We start from the raw sequence: 18,205 nt of genomic DNA on the forward strand, positions 1-18,205 counted from the left end.
GTCACTTCGCAGTCGCCCGTACGCGGCTTTCGATCAGCAGGCCGTTTTCATCCATGATCGGATGCGCCACGGAGACGATGTGAGCGTTGAGGCGCTTCAGGTCGCGCAGCATGTCGAGATGCAGCGAACTCGTCTGCAGGCTGTCGGCGCGGCCGTCACGCAGGCGTTCGAGGTGGCGCTCGGCCGATTGTTTCTCCATCCGGCGCACCTCGACCTTTACCTCCATCATCTGGCGCGCCAGATTGAAATCGCGGGTGACGAAGATCGTCTGGGCGACGCGCAGATTGTCGATCGTCAGATCGAACAGCTTGCGCAGTTCCTGATGACCGTCCTCGGAAAATTTCAAACCGAGAGAGATTTTCTTCGCCACCTGCTCCGCCAGGCCCTTCTCGATGATGTCGCCCATATGTTCGAGATTGATCGCGTAATCGATGACGACGATCGAGCGGCGGGCGTTTTCGTCGCTGAGTCCCTCGCGGCCGAGCTTCGAAAGATAGACCTTCACCGCCTGCTGCAGCCGGTCGACGCGCTCTTCGAGAGCCGGAATCTCGGCAAGCTTAGATGCCTCCCCCTGCTCGAAGCCTTCGGAGACCCGGATCAGCATGCGCTCGATGAGATCCCCGACGCCGAGCACTTCGCGCGTGGCGCTGGCAAGGGCAACGACCGGCGTCGAAAGCTCCTGCGCATCTAAATATTTCGGGGCGCTCTCAGGCTCGGCTTGATCCGGCACCAGCCGGGTCATCAGGGCGGCGAGCGGCCGGGAGAATGGCCAGGCAACCGCTGCCAGCAGAAGGTTGAAGGCAAGATGCGCGTCGACCGGCAGCTTGGCGGGACCGAAGGGCAGCATCTGGATGAGTTCCGCGCCATATCCAGCCAGCGGTAGAGCGATGAGGCAGCCGAGCGCGCGGACGGCGAGATTGCCGAGGGTGACGCGCCGCGCCGAAGCCGGGCCGGACAATGTCGCGACGACAGGTGGTATAGCGCCGCCGAGATTGGCGCCGAGGACGAGCACGATGACGAGTTCGGCGGAAATCACGCCGGCCGAGGCGAGTGACAGGATGAGCACCACCACCGCAAGGCTCGACGAGGATGCGAAGGCAAGTGTTGCCGAGACGATCATCGCCACGGGCAGGGCGCCGTCCAGCAGGCCGATGAAAGCGGCAAGGGCGGGAGAGGCGCGCATCGGTTCCGTCGCAAGGCCAAGCAGGTGCAGCGACAGCAGCATCAGGCCGATGCCGATCAGCGCTGTGCCGCCACCCTGGCTGGTGCTTGAACGGCCGCGGCAAAGCACGATGCCGGCAAGAATCAGGAGAGGAGAGAGCCATTCGATGCCCGTTGCCACGATCCAGGCGGTGATCGCGGTACCGACATTGGCGCCGAGCAGGACGATCTGCGCCATGCGCGGCTTGATCAGGTCACGCTCGACGAAGGAGGCCGTCATCAGTGCCGTTGCCGTGGAGCTCTGCAGCGCGATGGTTGCGCCGAGGCCTGACAGGAAAGAACGAAGGCTGCCGCGTGTGCCGGTCGCCAGACCTGTTCTCAGGCGGGCGCCAAAGGCCCTGGTCACGCCATCCTTCACCTGCGCGAGGCCGAACAGCAGCAAAGCCACGGCACCGAACAGATTGATCATGATAATCGTGGAGTCCATTTTGTTGTTTTATTCTTCTTTCACGTCCTAAGATCGTGGTTTTCTAAATAAATCTTCCCAAGCCGTTGGAATCTTAGAGGTCGTGGAGCAGTTTTTATTGTTCGGCTAATAAATATAAACCGGTTTGACGGCTTGGCAATGTCATTTTCCGACAATGCCAAGCTGATTTGCGATTGCGCCCGCCTATGCTCCGCCAGTCTGATGTCTCTCAAGCCCAGACGGTTTGGCGCATCGCCTCGCCGACGATCATCGCGGCCGAGACGGCGACGTTGATCGAGCGCTGGCCTTCGACCATCGGGATCAGGACGCGCGCATCGGCTGCTTCATGCACCTGATCCGGCACGCCAGCGCTTTCGCGACCGAAGAGCAGGATGTCGTCCGGGCGGAAGGCAAGATCGGTATAGCGATCCGCCGCCTTGGTCGAGGCGAGGATCAGGCGGCGGCCGGTGCTCAGACGCCAGGCCTCGAAGCGGTCCCAGTTGACATGGCGGGTGAGGGCGGCGGCGGCGATATAGTCCATGCCGGCCCGTTTCAGGTTGCGGTCGGAGATGTCGAAGCCGGCGGGCTCGATCAGATCGACCGCGAAGCCAAGGCAGGCGGCAAGACGCAGGATGGTGCCGGTATTGCCTGCTATATCCGGCTGATAGAGTGCCAGTCTGAGTGAAGTCATGATGCGCCGTTTTCCCGCTTTCGCCGCTCAAGGCCTAATGCAACTGTGATTTCGGCGCAACAGGGCGCGTTTTGACCCGACGAGATGAAATTTTTGGCACAACAGGGCTGGAAAATTCCTCGTTTTCGCGTTATCGGTGCATATCTTCAATCGCCAGCAAGGAGCGCCAGAATGAATATTTTGCTGTATGTGCGCCTCCCGGCCATGATGCCAAGCAGTGCGATTTTCCGCCGATAGGGCGGGTTTCTTCCCTGAATTTCCTTTTTTGATCCATTGTGCGGCTGTCTCAGCCTCGCCCCTTGAACGTTCGGTTCCCATATGTGCTTGCATGGCGCTGGGATGGCGCGAAGCCGGGAGCCGGAACGCTGACGTTTCGGAGCAATTTCATGTTTGGCTGGTTCGAGCAGCGACTCAATCCCTTTCCAAGCGAGGACCCTGTCGCTCCGCCGAAAGGTCTCTTTGCCTTTTGCTGGCATTACAGCAAGCCGGCTGCGCCCTGGCTCGGCCTGATGGCCGTGCTGACGGCGCTGATCGCCATCGGCGAAGTGGCGCTCTTCCAGTTCCTCGGCGACATCGTCGACTGGCTGACCAATGCCGACCGCGCCACATTCCTGGAGAGAGAAGGCCACAAGCTTTTCTGGATGGCGGCGCTTGTGCTGATCGGCCTGCCTGCGGTAGCCGGGCTCGATTCGCTCATCATGCATCAGATGATGCTCGGCAATTATCCGATGATCGCACGCTGGCAGATGCACCGCTTCCTGCTGCGCCACAGCATGTCGTTCTTTGCCAACGAGTTTGCCGGGCGTGTCGCCACCAAGGTGATGCAGACCTCGCTTGCCGTACGTGAAACGGTGATGAAAATCCTCGACGTCTTCGTCTATGTCGTCACCTACTTCCTGACGATGATCATCGTGATTGCGGCGGCGGACTGGCGGCTGATGATCCCGATCCTAGTCTGGCTCGCGGTCTATATCAGCATCGTCGCCTATTTCGTGCCGCGGCTTCGCAAGATCGCGGCGGCGCAGGCGGATGCGCGTTCGATGATGACGGGCCGCGTGGTCGATAGCTATACGAATATCGCGACGGTCAAGCTGTTTTCGCATGCGGGCCGCGAGGAGGTCTATGCCAAGGAGGGCATGGACGAGTTCCTGCAGACCGTGCACAAGCAGATGCGCAAGGTGACGCTCTTCCACATCTTCGTCTACGTGAACAACTGCGTTGCGCTCTTCGTCATCTCGGGCCTGTCGATCTGGTTCTGGCTGAACGGGGCGATCTCGATCGGCGCCATCGCCATCGCTATCGGTCTTGCCATGCGCGTCAACGGCATGTCGCAATGGATCATGTGGGAAGTCTCGGCGCTGTTCGAGAATATCGGCACGGTCTATGACGGCATGGAGATGATGAGCAAACAGCACGACATCGTCGACAAGCCGGGCGCACCCACCCTGATGGCGAAGAAGGGCGCGATCCACTACGACCGCATCCGCTTCCACTACGGCAAGAGCAAGGGCGTCATCGACAACCTGTCGCTCGACATCAAGGCAGGCGAGAAGGTCGGTCTGGTCGGCCGTTCCGGTGCCGGCAAGACGACGCTGATGAACCTGCTGCTGCGCTTTTACGATCTGGAGGCCGGCCGCATCACCATCGACGGGCAGGATATCGCCGGTGTCTCGCAGGAAAGCCTGCGTTCGCTGATCGGCGTGGTGACGCAGGACACCTCGCTGTTGCATCGCTCGATCCGCGACAACATCGCCTATGGTCGTCCCGAAGCAACGGATGACGAGGTGATCGAGGCCGCCAAACGCGCCAACGCCTGGGAGTTCATCGAAGGCCTCGTCGACATGCAGGGCCGCGCGGGGCTCGACGCGCAGGTCGGCGAACGCGGCGTCAAACTGTCAGGCGGCCAGCGGCAGCGTGTCGCGATCGCCCGCGTCTTCCTGAAGGACGCGCCGATCCTGGTGCTCGACGAGGCGACCTCGGCGCTCGATTCGGAAGTCGAGGCGGCGATCCAGGAAAACCTCTTCGCCTTGATGGAGGGCAAGACGGTGATCGCAATCGCCCACCGGCTGTCGACGCTGACGGAGATGGATCGGCTGATCGTGCTCGACAAGGGCCGGATCATCGAGGCCGGCTCGCACAGCGAACTGATCGAAGCAGGCGGTATCTATGCCGACCTCTGGAACCGCCAGTCCGGCGGCTTCCTCTCCGATCACGCCGACGAAGCGGAAGTGGCGGCGGAATAAGATGAAATGAGGCCCTCCCTGCGAAAGCGGGGAGGGCCTCTTTTTCTTAGGATGGCTATAAGCTTGCCGGACGGTTGCTGAAGGCCTGACTGGCGTTTGCCTCTTATCCGTTCAAAGACTGTCGGCCCAATCGATCACGCGGTGATGTTCGACGACGATCATGGTGTTGGCGGCTGCGATCGTGCGCAGTGCGACGAGACGACGCTGCTCTTCCTGGTCCAGCCAGGCGGTAATGGCCTCAGCGACGATCTCGTCGCGTGGCAACCCCAGGGCGAATGCCAGAGCATCCAGCCTTTCTGCAAGCGGAAGCGGAATATGCGCATCGAGCACTTTCGTTTCCATGGGAGTATCTCCGGTAAAGCGCGATCGTAACGTCAGATTGTGACCGGTTCGGGGGCATTCAATGGGTATGCCGCCGATGTTACCGATAATTACCAAAATATAACACTCTGTCCGCTTTTCATTCTCTTTGCCGGTCCGGCTATTCCGCCTATATCGCTTCTATGTTGCTGAAGCCCATCCTCCGCCGGTTCGAAACCTGGATCGATCCGTTCCGCCCACGCGCCAATCTCCAGCCGCCGCGCTCGACGCTCGGATTCATCTGGTTTTATATCGGTCAGGCGAGGATGCCGTTCGTTGCCATGCTCGTTCTCGGCGGTGCGTCGGCGGCGATCGAGGCTGCGCTCTTCTGGTTCGTCGGGCGGCTCGTCGATATCCTCGGTAGCATCACACCGGGCGCCGGCTGGAGCGGCCTTCTCGCTGCCCATGGCGGCGAGCTGTTCGGCATGCTCGCCCTCATCGGGCTGGTGCGCTTCGTCATCGCCTTCCTGATCGCGCTGGTCGACCAGCAGGTGATCACGCCGGGCTTCTACAATCTCGCACGCTGGCAATCCTATCTCCACGTCTCCAGGCAGTCATTGTCGTTTTTCCAGAGCGATTTTTCCGGACGCATCGTCACAAAGGTCTGGTCGGCCGGGCAGGCCACCGGCGATCTCGTCACCTCGCTGATGGAAAGCGTCTGGTTCGTCGGCATCTATGCCGTAACGACGCTCGTGCTCGTCGCCCGGCTGGACTTTTCCCTTGCCGCTGTCGTGCTGTTCTGGCTTGGCGCCTTCAGCCTGCTTGCCCGCCACTTCGTCCCGCGGATCCGCCATCATTCTCGCGAAACGGCGGAAGCCGGATCGATGCTGAACGGCAGGATGGTCGATTCCTACAGCAACATGCAGACGCTGAAGCTGTTTGCACGCGACGAGGAGGCCGACCGCTACATGCGGCAAGGCTTCGATATCTATCAGGATACGGTGCTGCGCTTCACGCGGTTCATCACCGGCGTCAGGGCCTCGATGGCACTGCTTTCCGGCCTGATGATCGTGACGATGGCGGGGTTGAGCGTCGATCTCTGGCTGCGCGGCCTCATCAGCTCGGGTGCGGTGGCGTTTTCGCTGGCGCTGGTGCTCAGGCTGAATTTCCTGCTCGGACGGTTGATGACGCAATTCAACGGCATCATGCGCAACCTCGGCACCATCCAGAACGCCGCAGAGTTGATCTCCCAGCCTCTGGGGCTCGTCGATCGGGCCGATGCGAAGACGCTGGTGATCCGGCAGCCCGGCATCCGCTTCGACAATGTTTCCTTCCGCTACGGCAAGGGCCACGAGACGGTGGTCGAGAATTTTTCCATGACCATCCGGCCCGGCGAGAAGGTCGGGATCGTCGGCCGTTCGGGCGCGGGGAAATCGACGCTGATGAACCTGCTGCTGCGCCTCTACGACATTCAGGACGGCCGCATTCTCATCGACGGCCAGGATATATCAGCCGTGACGCAGGAATCCCTCAGGATGCAGATCGGCGTCGTCAGCCAGGACACCTCGCTGCTGCATCGTTCGGTGCGCGACAATATCCTGTTCGGGCGGCCGGATGCCGGCGAGGAGGGGCTGGTCGAGGCGGCCAGGCGCGCCGAAGCCATCGACTTCATCGAACGCCTGCAGGATCAGCAGGGCCGCAGAGGTTTCGATGCGCATGTCGGCGAACGCGGCGTCAAACTGTCCGGCGGGCAGCGGCAGCGTATCGCCATTGCCCGCGTCATGCTGAAGGACGCGCCGATCCTCGTTCTCGACGAAGCGACGTCGGCGCTCGATTCGGAGGTGGAAGAAGCGATCCAGTCCAATCTCCACCGGATCATGGAAGGCAAGACGGTGCTTGCGATCGCCCATCGGCTGTCGACGATCGCCGCGCTCGATCGGCTGATCGTCGTCGATCTCGGACGGATCATCGAGGAAGGCAGCCATGATGCACTGCTTCGCCACGGCGGGCTCTATGCCGAACTTTGGGCGCGCCAGTCCGGCGGCTTCCTTGCTGCGGATGATGACGTGGGCTCAAGGGTCGACGACGAATTCCGCCATGAGGCCAAAATGATTTGATCCGAAGCCGTTTTCGATGCGGCGGACCGATTTCAGCCGCAGCGGCGCGCGGGCAAAGATATGATCGATCGGAATACCGAAGGCGCCGGCGCGGATCGGCCATGTCGCGGGCTCCAGCGATGCCGTGCCCAAGCCTTGAGTGCGCATGAGATACTGCACGTCGGGCGCGAGAATCGATGTATTGAAATCACCGGCCAGAACGAGCGGTCCCGAAAGGGTAGGGATGACCTCCGCGAGATCCCAGATCTCCAGACCGTGGAACTCGTCGTAATAAGGTTTGGTCAGGTGCGCGGCGAGGAAATTGACCTTCTGGCCTTCGAAATCGATCGTCGAGATCGTCAGCCGGTTGCGCCAGAGCAGGCCGAGATTGCGGATGCGGGGTTCGATCAGCGGACGCTTCGACAGCACCAGCGTATCGCATTGCTCCATGCCGACACCGCAGCCGATATAATAGGGATAGGTCTTCAACAACCGCGGCAGTTCCGACAGCAGCGGCTCGCCCTCCAGGATGTTGACGACATCGGCGCCTGAGGCGATGACCATGTCGGCGATGTCAGGGCCGTTTGCGAAATTATCGTTCTCGATATTGAAGGACATCAGCCTGAACAGGGCCGGGCGGCTCTCTTCAACTGATGGTTCGACGAACTCGCGCATCATCACGATGCCATGGACTGCAAGAACCACCGATACCGAGAGGGTCAGCAGGCCATACCAGTGCCGCTTGACGAGAAGGGCAGCAACCGAGGCAACCGCGCCGGCTGCCGCCAGATGAACCTGGAAGCTGTAAAAGAAGGACAGCAAATAGAAATCGGTGATGTATCGCAGGGAGATAATGGCGAGAACGAGCGTCGTGAGAACGCTGAATACGCAAAAAATCGTGTCTCTCATCCGCTCCGTTCCGGCTCACTTGCATGGCTCGGACTGCGCCTATCACGAGGGCATTTTTGTTGCAATGCAACATAATGGCAAGCGCGTGTTTGCCTTAAAAAATTCATCCCAAATTTCCCGCGACATTGTGCCCTCATCCCCTTGCCAAGGCTGGACATAATTTGCGATCAAGCATAGAACGCGCCGGATTGCTGGGGAATCTATGGCCGAATTGTGTCTAGAGAGATTCGCCGGTAGAGGGGTAGGGCGGAATTCCGCGAAAATTGCGCAGAGGATGTTAGCCGTGAGCGAACACGAAACGACAAGCGAGGGCACGGGCGAACCCACTCGCCGTGATTTCCTTTATCTCACCACTGGTATGGCGGGCGCCGTCGGCGCCGTCGCGGTCGCTTGGCCGTTCATCGATCAGATGCGTCCTGACGCTTCGACGCTCGCTCTCGCCTCAATCGAAGTCGACGTTGCCAGCCTGGAACCCGGCATGTCGCTGACGGTCAAATGGCGCGGCAAGCCGATCTTCATCCGCAATCGCACCCCGGAAGAAGTAACGGCCGCAGCCGATGTTCCGCTGTCGGATCTCAAGGACCCGATCGCGCGCAATGCAAACCTTCCCGCCGACGCTCAGGCAACGGGTGTTGACCGTTCGGGCGGCAAGGACAAGGAAAACTGGATCGTCATGATCGGCACCTGCACGCATCTCGGCTGCGTACCGCTCGGCCAGGCCGGCGAATACAATGGTTGGTTCTGTCCCTGCCATGGCTCGGTCTACGACACGGCCGGCCGCGTTCGCAAAGGTCCTGCGCCCGAGAACCTGCCGATTCCGACCTTTTCATTTGTGTCCGATACCAAAATCAAGATCGGTTGAGGGGAGACTGATATATGAGTGGCCATTCCAGCTACGAGCCATCAACCGGCCTCGAGAAATGGGTCGATGCGCGCCTTCCACTGCCGCGCATGGTCTATGATAGTTTCGTCGCCTATCCGGTTCCGCGTAACCTGAACTATGCCTATACTTTTGGCGCAATGCTCTCCGTCATGCTGATCCTGCAGATATTGACGGGTGTGGTTCTCGCCATGCACTATGCCGCCGAGACGACGATTGCCTTCAACTCCGTTGAAAAGATCATGCGCGACGTCAATCATGGCTGGCTGCTGCGCTATATGCATGCCAATGGCGCGTCTTTCTTCTTCGTCGCGGTCTACCTGCATATTGCCCGCGGCCTCTACTACGGCTCCTACAAGGCGCCGCGCGAAATTCTCTGGATTCTCGGCGTGGTCATTTATCTCCTGATGATGGCGACCGGCTTCATGGGTTACGTTCTGCCGTGGGGCCAGATGTCCTTCTGGGGCGCCACCGTCATCACCGGCTTCTTCTCGGCCTTTCCCCTGATTGGCGAATGGTTGCAGCAGTTCCTACTCGGCGGCTTTGCCGTCGAACAGCCGACGCTGAACCGCTTCTTTTCGCTGCATTACCTGCTCCCCTTCATGATCGCCGGCGTCGTCGTCCTGCATATCTGGGCGCTGCACGTCACCGGCCAGACGAACCCAACGGGCGTCGAGGTCAAAACGAAGACGGATACGGTGCGTTTCACGCCTTATGCGACGATGAAGGATGCGCTTGGCGTATCGATCTTCCTGCTGGTCTATGCCTATTTCGTCTTCTACCTGCCGAACTTCCTCGGTCATGCCGACAACTACATCCCGGCCGATCCGTTGAAGACGCCGGCCCACATCGTTCCGGAATGGTACTTCCTGCCGTTCTATGCGATGCTGCGCTCGATCACCTTCAACGTCGGCCCGATCGATTCCAAGCTCGGCGGCGTGCTGGTGATGTTCGGCGCGATTATCGTACTGTTCTTCCTGCCCTGGCTCGATACCTCAAAGGTCCGTTCCGCCGTCTACCGTCCCTGGTACAAGCTGTTCTACTGGTTGTTCGTGATCAACGCGATCATCCTCGGCTGGCTTGGCTCGCAGCCGGCGGAGGGCCTGTTCACCACGATCTCGCAGATCTGCACGCTCCTCTACTTCGCTTTCTTCCTGGTCGCGATGCCGGTTCTCGGCTTGGTGGAAACACCGCGCCGCATCCCGAACTCGATTACCGAAGCGGTGCTCGAAAAGCGCAACAAGACCGTAGTGGTCAAGGCATAGCGAGCGACGGAAGGGAATAGAAATATGAAAACGCTTGTTACAAGCATTCTTTCGTTCGCATTCGCCGCCAGTTTCGGCAGTGCCGTGCTGGCTCAGGAGGCGACGCCCGCCAACGGTGCAGCTCCGGCCCATCACGAGGAAAGCGAAACGCCTCACTATCCGCTGAAGCATCCGAAGGAGGAGGAATGGTCTTTCGCCGGTCCGTTCGGCCATTACGACAAGGGCCAGCTCCAGCGCGGCCTCAAGGTCTACACGGAAGTCTGTGCAGCCTGTCATTCGATGAAGCTCGTGCCTTTCCGCACGCTCGACGAGCTCGGCTATTCCGAGGCGCAGGTGAAGGCCTTCGCCGCGAACTACGAGGTCCAGGATGGTCCCGACGCCAGTGGCGAGATGTTTACCCGCAAGGCGGTTCCTTCCGATTACTTCCCGTCGCCTTTCCCCAATGCTGAAGCCGCGGCTGCTTCCAACAATGGCGCGGCTCCGCCCGATTTTTCGCTGATTGCCAAGGCCCGCTCAGTCGAGCGCGGCTTTCCGCAGTTCGTTTTCGACATTTTTACGCAATATCAGGAAAGCGGCCCGGACTATATCCACGCACTGCTGACCGGCTATGAAGAGCCGCCGGCCGGTTTCCAGGTGCCGCAGGGGGGACATTATAACCCTTATTTCAATGCTGCCGCCGTCCTTGCCATGCCAAAGCCGCTCTCTGACGGCCAGGTGACCTATGACGACGGCGCGCCGGCGACGGTCGACCAGTATTCGAAGGATGTCACCGCCTTCCTGATGTGGGCGGCGGAGCCGCATCTTGAGGAGCGCAAACGCACGGGCTTCATGGTCATGATCTTCCTGGCGATTTTCACGGTGCTGATCTACCTGACGAAGCGCTCGATCTACGCCAATAAGGAACATTAAGCGGTTCCCCGCCGGATTTCGAAAGGCGGCCTACGGGCCGCCTTTTTTGTTGGTTCCGCCCCTCGTAATTGGTAGGGTGCGGCCAGTTTCATGCGTTCGCAGATATGGATTTTCCATGAATAATACGACTTCGGAGCTCGCAGCCAGCATCCGCTCCATTCCTGACTATCCCAAGCCCGGCATCATCTTCCGCGACATCACCACGCTGCTCGGCAACCCTCGGGCTTTCCGCCGGGCGGTCGACGAACTCGTGCAGCCCTATGCCGGCACGAAGATCGACAAGATCGCCGGCATGGAGGCGCGCGGCTTCATCCTCGGCGGCGCGGTGGCGCACCAGCTTTCCTCAGGCTTCGTACCGATCCGCAAGAAGGGCAAGCTGCCGCACGAGACCGTGCGCATCGCCTACAGCCTGGAATATGGCGTCGACGAGATGGAGATGCATCGCGATGCTGTCCAACCCGGCGAGAAGGTGATCCTGGTCGACGACCTGATCGCCACCGGCGGCACCGCGGTCGGCGCGACGAGGCTATTGCGCCAGATTGGTGCGGAAGTCGTCGGTGCCTGTTTCGTCATCGACCTGCCGGATCTTGGCGGTCGCAGGAAGCTGGAAGAGCTCGGCGTCGTCGTGCACACACTGGTCGAATTCTCCGGTCACTGACCGGGTGCCATTCCGGCTGTGTCAGTCGAATTCGAGGACGCTGCTTTCGAAGCGGATAACGGCATCTCCGTTTTGATTGACGCCCTCGCAGAGGATGGTGTTGAGGTGCCATCCCGGCCGCGACGCGAGTGCGCGGCTGGAGAGGAAGGCGACGGAATAGGTCACGACGTCGCCTGCGAAGACCGGCCGCAGCCATTGCAGTTTCTGGAAACCGGGTGAGGGGCCGAGGTTCGGCGACGTCAGGCCGTTTTGCGCGAGTGCGGCGCTCTGTCTTTCCCAAAAGGCGAGGAAGGTTCGCATCCAGCCTGCGGTGGTGTGCCAGCCCGAGGCGCAGAGATCGCCGAAGAGGGTGCCTTTGGCGGCTTCTTTGTCGAGGTGGAAACGCTGCGGATCGTAGCGTGTCGCGAAACGGATGATGTTTTCCTCGGTAAAAGTATAGCTGCCGATCTCGGCCTTCTCGCCAACCGCGTAAAGCTCGGACATCCTCATGCTGACGTCTCCGGGTTTATGCCGATATCCGCGGGCCGGACGCGCATGCCGAACATGACCGAATTCTCCGAGACGCAGACGAGTTCGCCGCGCTGGTTTTTCACCTCGTGGCGAAACTTGACAATGCCCATTCCGGGGCGCGAGCGCATCGGCCGGGCTTCGAGCACGGTCGAATGGCCGGACAGCGTGTCGCCGGCAAGCACCGGCTTTCGCCATTCCATCAGATCGACGCCCGGCGCACCCTCGCAGAGCGAATGCAGCACATAACTGTCGGCCATCATGCGCATGAACATCGAAGAGGTATGCCAACCGGAGGCGGCAAGGCCGCCGAGAATGCTGGCGCGGCCGGCAGCCTCATCGAGATGCATCGGTTGCGGGTCGAATTCGCTTGCAAACTCAATGATTTCCTCGGTGGTCACCGGCTTCGGGCCAAGCGCGAAGCAGCGGCCGGGCTGGAAATCCTCGAAGGAAAGCTTTTCTGCCGACATTCACTCCTCCCGCCATATGCAGCGCACAATGCTTACAATAGCATCCGCGCGGGCTCAATGATTCCGGGGAGATAAACCGGCATGACTGAACTAAGGTCGATACTCGACGAGGCCGTGCGCCAGGAGCTGATTTCGCCGGAGGCGGGCGGGCGGCTTTTGCCGTTCCTCATTGAGCGGGGCGTGGCCGTCGCTGGGGCGCCTGGAATGGTGGCCGAGGAGCAGGCCTGGTCGGATACGGAGACGCCGCGTTTCGTGCGAGGCTTCCACGACGTGCTGATCACCATCGGCGTTATCGTCGCGCTCGTCGGCCTCTGGGGCCTTGCGCCGCTTTACGCCGTGCCGGCTGCCATCATCGTGCTTTCGGAAATCCTGGTGCGGCGTCAGCGGCTTGCTTTGCCGGCCGTCAGCCTGACGATCGCGCTGTTCTGCTGGACATGGCCGCTGATGTCCGGCTTCTTCCCGCCGTGGGCACAGACCTCCGGATCCTTCGGAGCGGAGGTGACACAGCTCGTTGCCGGCTTCCCGATCATCCTCGGCGTTTACTATGCCCGCTATCGCGTGCCCTTGGCGCTGGCGCTCTCCATCATGTCGACGCTTGCCTTCGTGCTCACCCTGCTTTTGCGTTTGGTGCAATGGGTAAGCGGTAATCCGACGTTTTTCGCCGACCATCTTGCCGTGCTGGCTGCGGTCTCGCTCGTCTGCGCGCTCGGCCTCTTCGCGACGGCGCTCTATTTCGACCTCGGCGACCGGCTGCGCCGGACGACGCGCTCGGATATCGCTTTCTGGCTGCATCTCGGCGCGGCGCCGGCGATGCTCTACAGCACCGTTTCCCTGCTGTCGTTCGAGGAAGGCGGCCGTATCTTCGACTTGGCGAACATGTCGGCCCGGACGCCTGTGGTCGTGGCGACGGTGGCGGCGCTGATGCTGATCGGCCTCGTCATCGACCGCCGCGCCTTCGTCACTTCGGGGCTGTTGTCGCTCGGCGTTGCGATCTTCAGCGTCTTCCGGCACGGAAGTGCGACTGTCGACACCTACATCTACACGACGCTGATCGTCGTCGGCGCGATCGTTCTCATTATCGGAACGGGCTGGATGCCGCTGCGCCGGCTGTTGCTTAGGGCACTCCCTCCGGCAATCGCGAACAGGCTGCCGCCTGGTTAGGGCGGCAGCGATTTGATCAAGTATTAAAGCGGAAGTGGATGACGTCGCCGTCTTGGACGACGTATTCCTTGCCTTCGTCGCGCGCCTTGCCGGCATCCTTGGCGCCGACTTCGCCGTTATATTTGATGTAGTCGTCATAGGCGATGGTGTTGGCGCGGATGAAGCCGCGCTCGAAATCCGAATGGATGACGCCTGCGGCCTGTGGCGCCTTGGTGCCGCGCTCGATCGTCCAGGCGCGCGTTTCCTTCGGGCCGACGGTAAAATAGGTGATGAGGTGGAGCAGCTTGTAGCCGGCGCGGATCAGCCGGTCGAGGCCCGCCTCGTCAAGGTCGAGGGCAGAGAGGAATTCCTTCGCTTCCTCTTCTGGAAGCTGGGCGACTTCCGCTTCGATCGCCGCCGAGATGACGACGGTTTCGGCACCCTGTTCCTTCGCCATGACGGCGACGACCTCGGTGAATTCGTTGCCGGTCGAGGCATCGCCTTCGGCGACGTTGCAGACGTAGAGCACCGGATGCGAGGTCAGAAGATTGAGGCTCTTGAGGATGACGATCTCTTCCGCATCGAGCGTCGACAGCAGCGTGCGCACCGGCTTGCCTTCGTTGAGCAGCTTCAGCGACGCTTCCATGATCGGCAGCATCGCCACCGAATCCTTGTCCTTGCCGGTGGCGCGCTTGCGCGTCTGCTCGGTGCGGCGCTCCAAGCTTTCGAGGTCGGCAAGCATCAGCTCGGTCTCGATCGTCTCGGCATCGGCGACCGGGTTGATGCGGCCCTCGACATGAGTGATGTCGCTGTCTTCGAAGCAGCGGAGCACATGGACGATGGCGTCGACCTCGCGGATATTGGCGAGGAACTGGTTGCCGAGGCCTTCGCCCTTCGAGGCGCCGCGCACCAGGCCGGCGATATCGACGAAGGAGATGCGGGTCGGGATCAGTTCTTTCGATTTGGCGACGTCGGCAAGCTTGCGCATGCGCGGATCGGGAACGGCGACTTCGCCGGTGTTCGGCTCGATGGTGCAGAAGGGGTAGTTCGCCGCCTGTGCCGCCGCCGTCTTGGTGAGCGCGTTGAAGAGGGTCGATTTGCCGACATTCGGCAGCCCGACGATACCGCATTTGAAGCCCATGGCTTGATCCATATCTATTGGTAACTTTGCCCTGCCTATGCGGGAATGGCCGCCCTGGGTCAAGGGTTCGCAACATGAATCGAAAAAGCTGAGGCGCTCGGCTTGAAGGTAAGGCGGTTTAGCCTTACTTTTGGAGCGAAGGATACCATAAGCATGGCAACTCTGACTGTGACGGCAAAGGGGCAGGTGACCCTGAAAAAGGAGGTGCTTCAGCATCTCGGGGTCAGGCCTGGCGACAGGATCGATGTCGATCTCCTGCCTGGCGGCAAACTCGAGGTCATTGCTGTTGAGAGGCGGTCGGTCGCGGGCTCGGTGGAAAGCTTCTTCGGGAGTCTGGAGAACAAGGAGAATATACATGCGACGCTCGAAGAGATCGATGAGGCCATAAAGGCGGGCTGGGCAGGCGAGGTCGGCGTCGACAATGATCGTTGATACGAATGTGCTCGTACGTTCGGCCGTGCATGACGATCCGAAGCAAACTGAGCGTGCAAGGACGTTCATGCGCGAGGCCGAACGCCTGTTCATTTCCAATCTGACGTTTTGCGAATTCGTCTGGGTCGCCAGCCGGGTCTATCGCAAGAGCGCTTCAGAGATATCAGCGGCCATCCGGCTGCTGATATCGGACAGGAAGGTTGTCTACGACAGAGTTGCCGTCGAAGCCGGATTATCCTTTCTCGATGCTGGCGGGGACTTCGCCGATGGCATCATCGTCTTCGAAGGTCGCAGGCTTGGCGGCGAAACATTCGTGACATTCGACAAGAAGGCTGCCGCAATCCTGGAAATAGCCAGTCAGAATTGCCTCCTGCTCTCCGCGGAATAACACTCCGTCATTGAACTGCCGTGCTTACGGTGCAATATATTGGTGGTGGACGTTTTCTCCGCCTTTTCCATGTCATCAACGGGTGGATTTTTCCGATGAGTGACAATGACATTGCCCTGAAACCGAAAACCAAGGTGAAGCCCAAGCTGGACAAGCCGAAGCTCTACAAGGTCATCCTCGTCAATGACGATTATACCCCACGCGAACTCGTCATCATGATCCTGAAGGCCGTCTTCCGCATGAGCGAGGAGACGGGTTACCGGGTGATGATGACGGCGCACAAGCTCGGTTCCTGCGTGGTCGTGGTCTGCGCCAGGGATATCGCCGAGACCAAGGCCAAGGAGGGTATCGACCTTGCCAAGGGCATGGGCTTTCCGCTGATGTTCACCACCGAACCGGAGGAATAGGCGCTTTCCGAGGGCCGCCCCGATGGAGTCATGGCCGGCGGATCTGATAGCCGGTCTTTTCCTGCACGAAACCGCAATTCTCATAGAAGCGCAACGTTGCCGGATTCTTGGAGCCGGTAAGCAGCATCACCTTGTAGCATCCGGCGTTCCAGGCCTCGGCAAGCGCGTGGCCGATGACGGCGCGGGTCATAACCGCGCTTGCGATGATCGGCATGGGTGACGACGTTTTCGATGAGCGCATAGGGCGCGCCGTTCCGTGTCAGGTTCGGCAGGACGATGCTTGTGACGGTGGCGACGGCGACCTCACCCGCAAGACCAATGAATATGGTCATGCCGGGCTGGGCCAGGATGGCGGAAAAGCGTTCTTCGGCAATGGCGTCGTCAAGAACCGGATCGGCGGGGTTCAGGTGACGGTAAAGCGTCATGAGACCGGCGAGATCGCCGCGGGCAGCCGGGCGGATGATGACGCCTTGATCCGGCATCGGTCTCAATCGCCCTTTTTGCCGAACATCTTTTTCAGCATGTCGGCCATCGGGCCGGTGGCCGGCAACTTCGGCTGATTGTGGTTGCGGGCCTGATAGATATGCGACTGGCCGGCCGGCTTCTTCTCGACATCCTTCTTTTCTTTCGCCGGTTTCTCCTCCTCGGCCTTTCCGCCGAGCGCCAGCGCAATCTTGTTCATCAGCTGCGAATCTTCGTTTCGCACCAGCATGTCGGCATTGTCGGCGAGCGTGTCGAGAAGCGGCTCCAGCCAGGCCTTGTCGGCCTTGGCGAAATCGCCGAGCACATGGTTCTGCACCATTTCCTTGATGCCGGGATGGCCGATACCGAGGCGTAGCCGCCGGTATTCCCTGCCGCAATGGGCGTCGAGCGACCTGATGCCGTTGTGGCCGTTGTGGCCGCCGCCGGTCTTCAGCCGCGCCTTGCCCTGGGGAAGGTCGAGTTCGTCGTAGATGGCCACGAGATCGGCCGGCTGGAGCTTGTAGAAACGCATCGCTTCGCCGACGGACTCGCCGGAAAGGTTCATGAAGGTCTGCGGCTTCATCAGCAGCACTTTCTCGCCGCCGACCTCGCCCTCGGCGATCTCGGCCCTGAACTTCTTCGACCAGGGCGAAAAGCCGTGGCGCCGATGGATGGCGTCGACGGCCATGAAGCCGATATTGTGGCGGTTGCCGGCGTATTTGCTGCCGGGATTGCCGAGACCCGCGATGATCAGCATGGCCTGTCTTTCCTCGCTAAAGCATGTCGCGCAAAGTGTGCAGCGGTTTTGCGACAATCACATGCGTAAAAACAAAGACCTAAAGCGCGAGGAGCAAATCTGAAAGATCGCGACGCGCTTTAGAACTTCCCGCCGTTCACCACCGCGAAATGAAAGCAAAGTCAAGCGGAAAGGGCAGCTGTCTCCGGAGTCATTCCGACAGGTTCATGCCGTATTTCAGGAAGATCTGCTTCTGGTCGCCATCGGCGATCAGCTTATCGAGAGCAGCCTGCATCCTGGCGAGCAGATCGTCCGGAAAGTTCTTCTCGCAGGCGATGCCCATTGGCTGGGCGGAGAGCACGGTCACCAATTCCACCGGCTGGTCGGCCTTCAGTTTTTCGAAATAGAGTTCGGAGATCGGCATCATGTCGATGCGCCCGCCAAGCAGTTTGCGCAGCGTCGCATTGAAGTCGCTGGCGACATCGAGCTTGGTGAAACCCTTCTCCTTCAGGATCGTCTCGGTATAATCCTCGCGCTGCGTGCCGACCGTATATTTCTTCGCCTCGTCCAGATTGCCGGCGGTGACGCCCGAGCCCTTGCGGGTGATCAGGATGTTGCGGTCGATGAGCAGCGGCTCGACCCACTTGAACAACGGGTCGCGTGCGCCGTTGTGGGCGGTCGCAAAGACACAAGTCATCGGCGCCGTGCGGGCGAGGCTGAAAGCACGCGCCCAGGGCATGATCTCGATCGTGTAGTCGACGCCGATCGCGGCCATCACCTTTTCGACCTGCTCGACGGTCGCGCCCTTGATCTCCTTGCCTTCGCGGTAGTTGAAGGGGGCATAGTCCTCGGTCGTGAACGTCACCGTTTGCGCATGGGCGGTGCAGGGCAGCGCCAGGCATGCGAGAAGCAGGAGCTTTTTCATCCGTATCATCTCCTTGGTT

General features: G+C 60.5%; 19 protein-coding genes and 1 pseudogene. 10 read left to right on the forward strand and 10 right to left on the reverse strand.

The window, feature by feature from the left end; all coding sequences use genetic code 11:
• Position 1 precedes the first annotated feature (1 nt).
• Complete coding sequence (locus RWJ89_RS02990; protein ID WP_131664589.1) at positions 2-1,648, reverse strand: Na/Pi cotransporter family protein; 1,647 nt, start codon at positions 1,646-1,648, stop codon at positions 2-4.
• Between the two features lie 208 nt (positions 1,649-1,856).
• A complete protein-coding gene (locus RWJ89_RS02995; protein ID WP_131664590.1) occupies positions 1,857-2,318 on the reverse strand; it encodes a tRNA (cytidine(34)-2'-O)-methyltransferase in 462 nt (153 codons plus the stop codon).
• A 386-nt stretch (positions 2,319-2,704) separates the two neighbouring features.
• Between RWJ89_RS02995 and RWJ89_RS03000 the strand changes: the two genes are divergently transcribed.
• A complete protein-coding gene (locus tag RWJ89_RS03000; RefSeq protein WP_221999395.1) occupies positions 2,705-4,561 on the forward strand; it encodes an ABC transporter ATP-binding protein in 1,857 nt (618 codons plus the stop codon).
• 111 nt (positions 4,562-4,672) lie between these two features.
• On the opposite strand, the gene RWJ89_RS03005 is transcribed toward RWJ89_RS03000, so the two are convergent.
• Complete coding sequence (locus RWJ89_RS03005; RefSeq protein WP_026265371.1) at positions 4,673-4,903, reverse strand: ribbon-helix-helix domain-containing protein; 231 nt, start codon at positions 4,901-4,903, stop codon at positions 4,673-4,675.
• Between the two features lie 161 nt (positions 4,904-5,064).
• Here RWJ89_RS03005 and RWJ89_RS03010 point away from each other — a divergent pair, with 161 nt between their 5' ends.
• Positions 5,065-6,978 carry an ABC transporter ATP-binding protein gene (locus RWJ89_RS03010; RefSeq protein WP_316030553.1) on the forward strand — a complete coding sequence of 638 codons (1,914 nt, stop codon included), beginning with the start codon at positions 5,065-5,067 and terminating at the stop codon, positions 6,976-6,978.
• Here the strand turns inward: RWJ89_RS03010 and RWJ89_RS03015 are convergent.
• Positions 6,934-7,866 carry an endonuclease/exonuclease/phosphatase family protein gene (locus tag RWJ89_RS03015; protein WP_316030554.1) on the reverse strand — a complete coding sequence of 311 codons (933 nt, stop codon included), beginning with the start codon at positions 7,864-7,866 and terminating at the stop codon, positions 6,934-6,936. The two genes, RWJ89_RS03010 and RWJ89_RS03015, sit on opposite strands and share 45 nt — an antisense overlap.
• A gap of 283 nt (positions 7,867-8,149) precedes the next feature.
• On the opposite strand from RWJ89_RS03015, the gene petA reads away from it, so the two are divergent.
• From petA to RWJ89_RS03035, 4 genes are all read left to right on the forward strand, one after another.
• A complete protein-coding gene (petA, locus tag RWJ89_RS03020; protein ID WP_026265370.1) occupies positions 8,150-8,728 on the forward strand; it encodes a ubiquinol-cytochrome c reductase iron-sulfur subunit in 579 nt (192 codons plus the stop codon).
• Positions 8,729-8,742: 14 nt separating this feature from the next.
• Complete coding sequence (locus tag RWJ89_RS03025) at positions 8,743-10,011, forward strand: cytochrome b (protein WP_131664594.1); 1,269 nt, start codon at positions 8,743-8,745, stop codon at positions 10,009-10,011.
• A gap of 24 nt (positions 10,012-10,035) precedes the next feature.
• On the forward strand, positions 10,036-10,920 hold the full coding sequence (locus RWJ89_RS03030; protein WP_131664595.1) for a cytochrome c1: 885 nt from the start codon (positions 10,036-10,038) through the stop codon (positions 10,918-10,920).
• A gap of 115 nt (positions 10,921-11,035) precedes the next feature.
• The gene (locus tag RWJ89_RS03035; protein ID WP_131664596.1) at positions 11,036-11,578 is read left to right on the forward strand and encodes an adenine phosphoribosyltransferase; all 543 of its coding nucleotides are present in this window, start codon (positions 11,036-11,038) and stop codon (positions 11,576-11,578) included.
• A 21-nt stretch (positions 11,579-11,599) separates the two neighbouring features.
• Here RWJ89_RS03035 and RWJ89_RS03040 read toward each other — a convergent pair whose 3' ends face one another.
• Together RWJ89_RS03040 and RWJ89_RS03045 are read right to left on the reverse strand one after the other, a co-directional pair.
• Positions 11,600-12,067 (reverse strand): MaoC family dehydratase, encoded by a 468-nt coding sequence (locus RWJ89_RS03040; RefSeq protein ID WP_131664597.1) that lies wholly within the window; start codon positions 12,065-12,067, stop codon positions 11,600-11,602.
• Positions 12,064-12,555, reverse strand: coding sequence for a MaoC family dehydratase (locus RWJ89_RS03045; protein ID WP_316030555.1), 492 nt, complete (start codon positions 12,553-12,555; stop codon positions 12,064-12,066). Before RWJ89_RS03045 ends, RWJ89_RS03040 begins: the two co-directional genes overlap by 4 nt.
• Positions 12,556-12,636: 81 nt before the next feature.
• On the opposite strand from RWJ89_RS03045, the gene RWJ89_RS03050 reads away from it, so the two are divergent.
• The gene (locus RWJ89_RS03050) at positions 12,637-13,716 is read left to right on the forward strand and encodes a hypothetical protein (RefSeq protein ID WP_221942436.1); all 1,080 of its coding nucleotides are present in this window, start codon (positions 12,637-12,639) and stop codon (positions 13,714-13,716) included.
• 16 nt (positions 13,717-13,732) lie between these two features.
• Here the strand turns inward: RWJ89_RS03050 and ychF are convergent, their stop codons facing one another.
• Positions 13,733-14,836, reverse strand: coding sequence for a redox-regulated ATPase YchF (ychF, locus tag RWJ89_RS03055; RefSeq protein ID WP_221942435.1), 1,104 nt, complete (start codon positions 14,834-14,836; stop codon positions 13,733-13,735).
• 153 nt (positions 14,837-14,989) lie between these two features.
• On the opposite strand from ychF, the gene RWJ89_RS03060 reads away from it, so the two are divergent.
• The 3 genes from RWJ89_RS03060 (at position 14,990) to clpS (ending at position 16,063) form a co-directional block, all read left to right on the forward strand.
• Positions 14,990-15,268, forward strand: a complete 279-nt coding sequence (locus tag RWJ89_RS03060; RefSeq protein WP_131664600.1) for an AbrB/MazE/SpoVT family DNA-binding domain-containing protein — start codon at positions 14,990-14,992, stop codon at positions 15,266-15,268.
• A complete protein-coding gene (locus RWJ89_RS03065) occupies positions 15,258-15,656 on the forward strand; it encodes a type II toxin-antitoxin system VapC family toxin (protein WP_131664601.1) in 399 nt (132 codons plus the stop codon). The genes RWJ89_RS03060 and RWJ89_RS03065 overlap by 11 nt, the downstream gene beginning before the upstream one ends.
• Before the next feature lie 95 nt (positions 15,657-15,751).
• A complete protein-coding gene (clpS, locus tag RWJ89_RS03070; protein WP_316030556.1) occupies positions 15,752-16,063 on the forward strand; it encodes an ATP-dependent Clp protease adapter ClpS in 312 nt (103 codons plus the stop codon).
• 28 nt (positions 16,064-16,091) lie between these two features.
• On the opposite strand, the pseudogene RWJ89_RS03075 reads toward clpS, so the two are convergent.
• The 3 genes and pseudogenes from RWJ89_RS03075 to RWJ89_RS03085 all read right to left on the reverse strand — a co-directional run bounded on the left by RWJ89_RS03075 (position 16,092) and on the right by RWJ89_RS03085 (position 18,186).
• A pseudogene (locus RWJ89_RS03075) lies at positions 16,092-16,554 on the reverse strand (N-acetyltransferase family protein).
• Positions 16,551-17,282, reverse strand: a complete 732-nt coding sequence (gene pth / locus RWJ89_RS03080; protein WP_316030557.1) for an aminoacyl-tRNA hydrolase — start codon at positions 17,280-17,282, stop codon at positions 16,551-16,553. The pseudogene RWJ89_RS03075 and the gene pth overlap by 4 nt, the downstream one beginning before the upstream one ends.
• Before the next feature lie 190 nt (positions 17,283-17,472).
• Positions 17,473-18,186, reverse strand: coding sequence for a substrate-binding periplasmic protein (locus RWJ89_RS03085; RefSeq protein ID WP_026265367.1), 714 nt, complete (start codon positions 18,184-18,186; stop codon positions 17,473-17,475).
• Positions 18,187-18,205: the final 19 nt, after the last annotated feature.

This window comes from Rhizobium sp. 10PS4, assembly GCF_032464805.1.
GTDB classification, from domain to species: Bacteria; Pseudomonadota; Alphaproteobacteria; order Rhizobiales; family Rhizobiaceae; genus Rhizobium; species Rhizobium laguerreae.

Excerpts from the sequence above, each read along its gene's own strand:
- RWJ89_RS02990 (WP_131664589.1), bottom strand. The coding sequence starts at position 1,648 with ATGGACTCCACGATTATCATGATCAATCTGTTCGGTGCCGTGGCTTTG.
- RWJ89_RS02995 (WP_131664590.1), bottom strand. The coding sequence starts at position 2,318 with ATGACTTCACTCAGACTGGCACTCTATCAGCCGGATATAGCAGGCAAT.
- RWJ89_RS03000 (WP_221999395.1), top strand. The coding sequence starts at position 2,705 with ATGTTTGGCTGGTTCGAGCAGCGACTCAATCCCTTTCCAAGCGAGGAC.
- RWJ89_RS03005 (WP_026265371.1), bottom strand. The coding sequence starts at position 4,903 with ATGGAAACGAAAGTGCTCGATGCGCATATTCCGCTTCCGCTTGCAGAA.
- RWJ89_RS03010 (WP_316030553.1), top strand. The coding sequence starts at position 5,065 with ATGTTGCTGAAGCCCATCCTCCGCCGGTTCGAAACCTGGATCGATCCG.
- RWJ89_RS03015 (WP_316030554.1), bottom strand. The coding sequence starts at position 7,866 with ATGAGAGACACGATTTTTTGCGTATTCAGCGTTCTCACGACGCTCGTT.
- RWJ89_RS03025 (WP_131664594.1), top strand. The coding sequence starts at position 8,743 with ATGAGTGGCCATTCCAGCTACGAGCCATCAACCGGCCTCGAGAAATGG.
- RWJ89_RS03030 (WP_131664595.1), top strand. The coding sequence starts at position 10,036 with ATGAAAACGCTTGTTACAAGCATTCTTTCGTTCGCATTCGCCGCCAGT.
- RWJ89_RS03035 (WP_131664596.1), top strand. The coding sequence starts at position 11,036 with ATGAATAATACGACTTCGGAGCTCGCAGCCAGCATCCGCTCCATTCCT.
- RWJ89_RS03040 (WP_131664597.1), bottom strand. The coding sequence starts at position 12,067 with ATGAGGATGTCCGAGCTTTACGCGGTTGGCGAGAAGGCCGAGATCGGC.
- RWJ89_RS03045 (WP_316030555.1), bottom strand. The coding sequence starts at position 12,555 with ATGTCGGCAGAAAAGCTTTCCTTCGAGGATTTCCAGCCCGGCCGCTGC.
- RWJ89_RS03050 (WP_221942436.1), top strand. The coding sequence starts at position 12,637 with ATGACTGAACTAAGGTCGATACTCGACGAGGCCGTGCGCCAGGAGCTG.
- ychF (WP_221942435.1), bottom strand. The coding sequence starts at position 14,836 with ATGGGCTTCAAATGCGGTATCGTCGGGCTGCCGAATGTCGGCAAATCG.
- RWJ89_RS03060 (WP_131664600.1), top strand. The coding sequence starts at position 14,990 with ATGGCAACTCTGACTGTGACGGCAAAGGGGCAGGTGACCCTGAAAAAG.
- RWJ89_RS03065 (WP_131664601.1), top strand. The coding sequence starts at position 15,258 with ATGATCGTTGATACGAATGTGCTCGTACGTTCGGCCGTGCATGACGAT.
- clpS (WP_316030556.1), top strand. The coding sequence starts at position 15,752 with ATGAGTGACAATGACATTGCCCTGAAACCGAAAACCAAGGTGAAGCCC.
- pth (WP_316030557.1), bottom strand. The coding sequence starts at position 17,282 with ATGCTGATCATCGCGGGTCTCGGCAATCCCGGCAGCAAATACGCCGGC.
- RWJ89_RS03085 (WP_026265367.1), bottom strand. The coding sequence starts at position 18,186 with ATGAAAAAGCTCCTGCTTCTCGCATGCCTGGCGCTGCCCTGCACCGCC.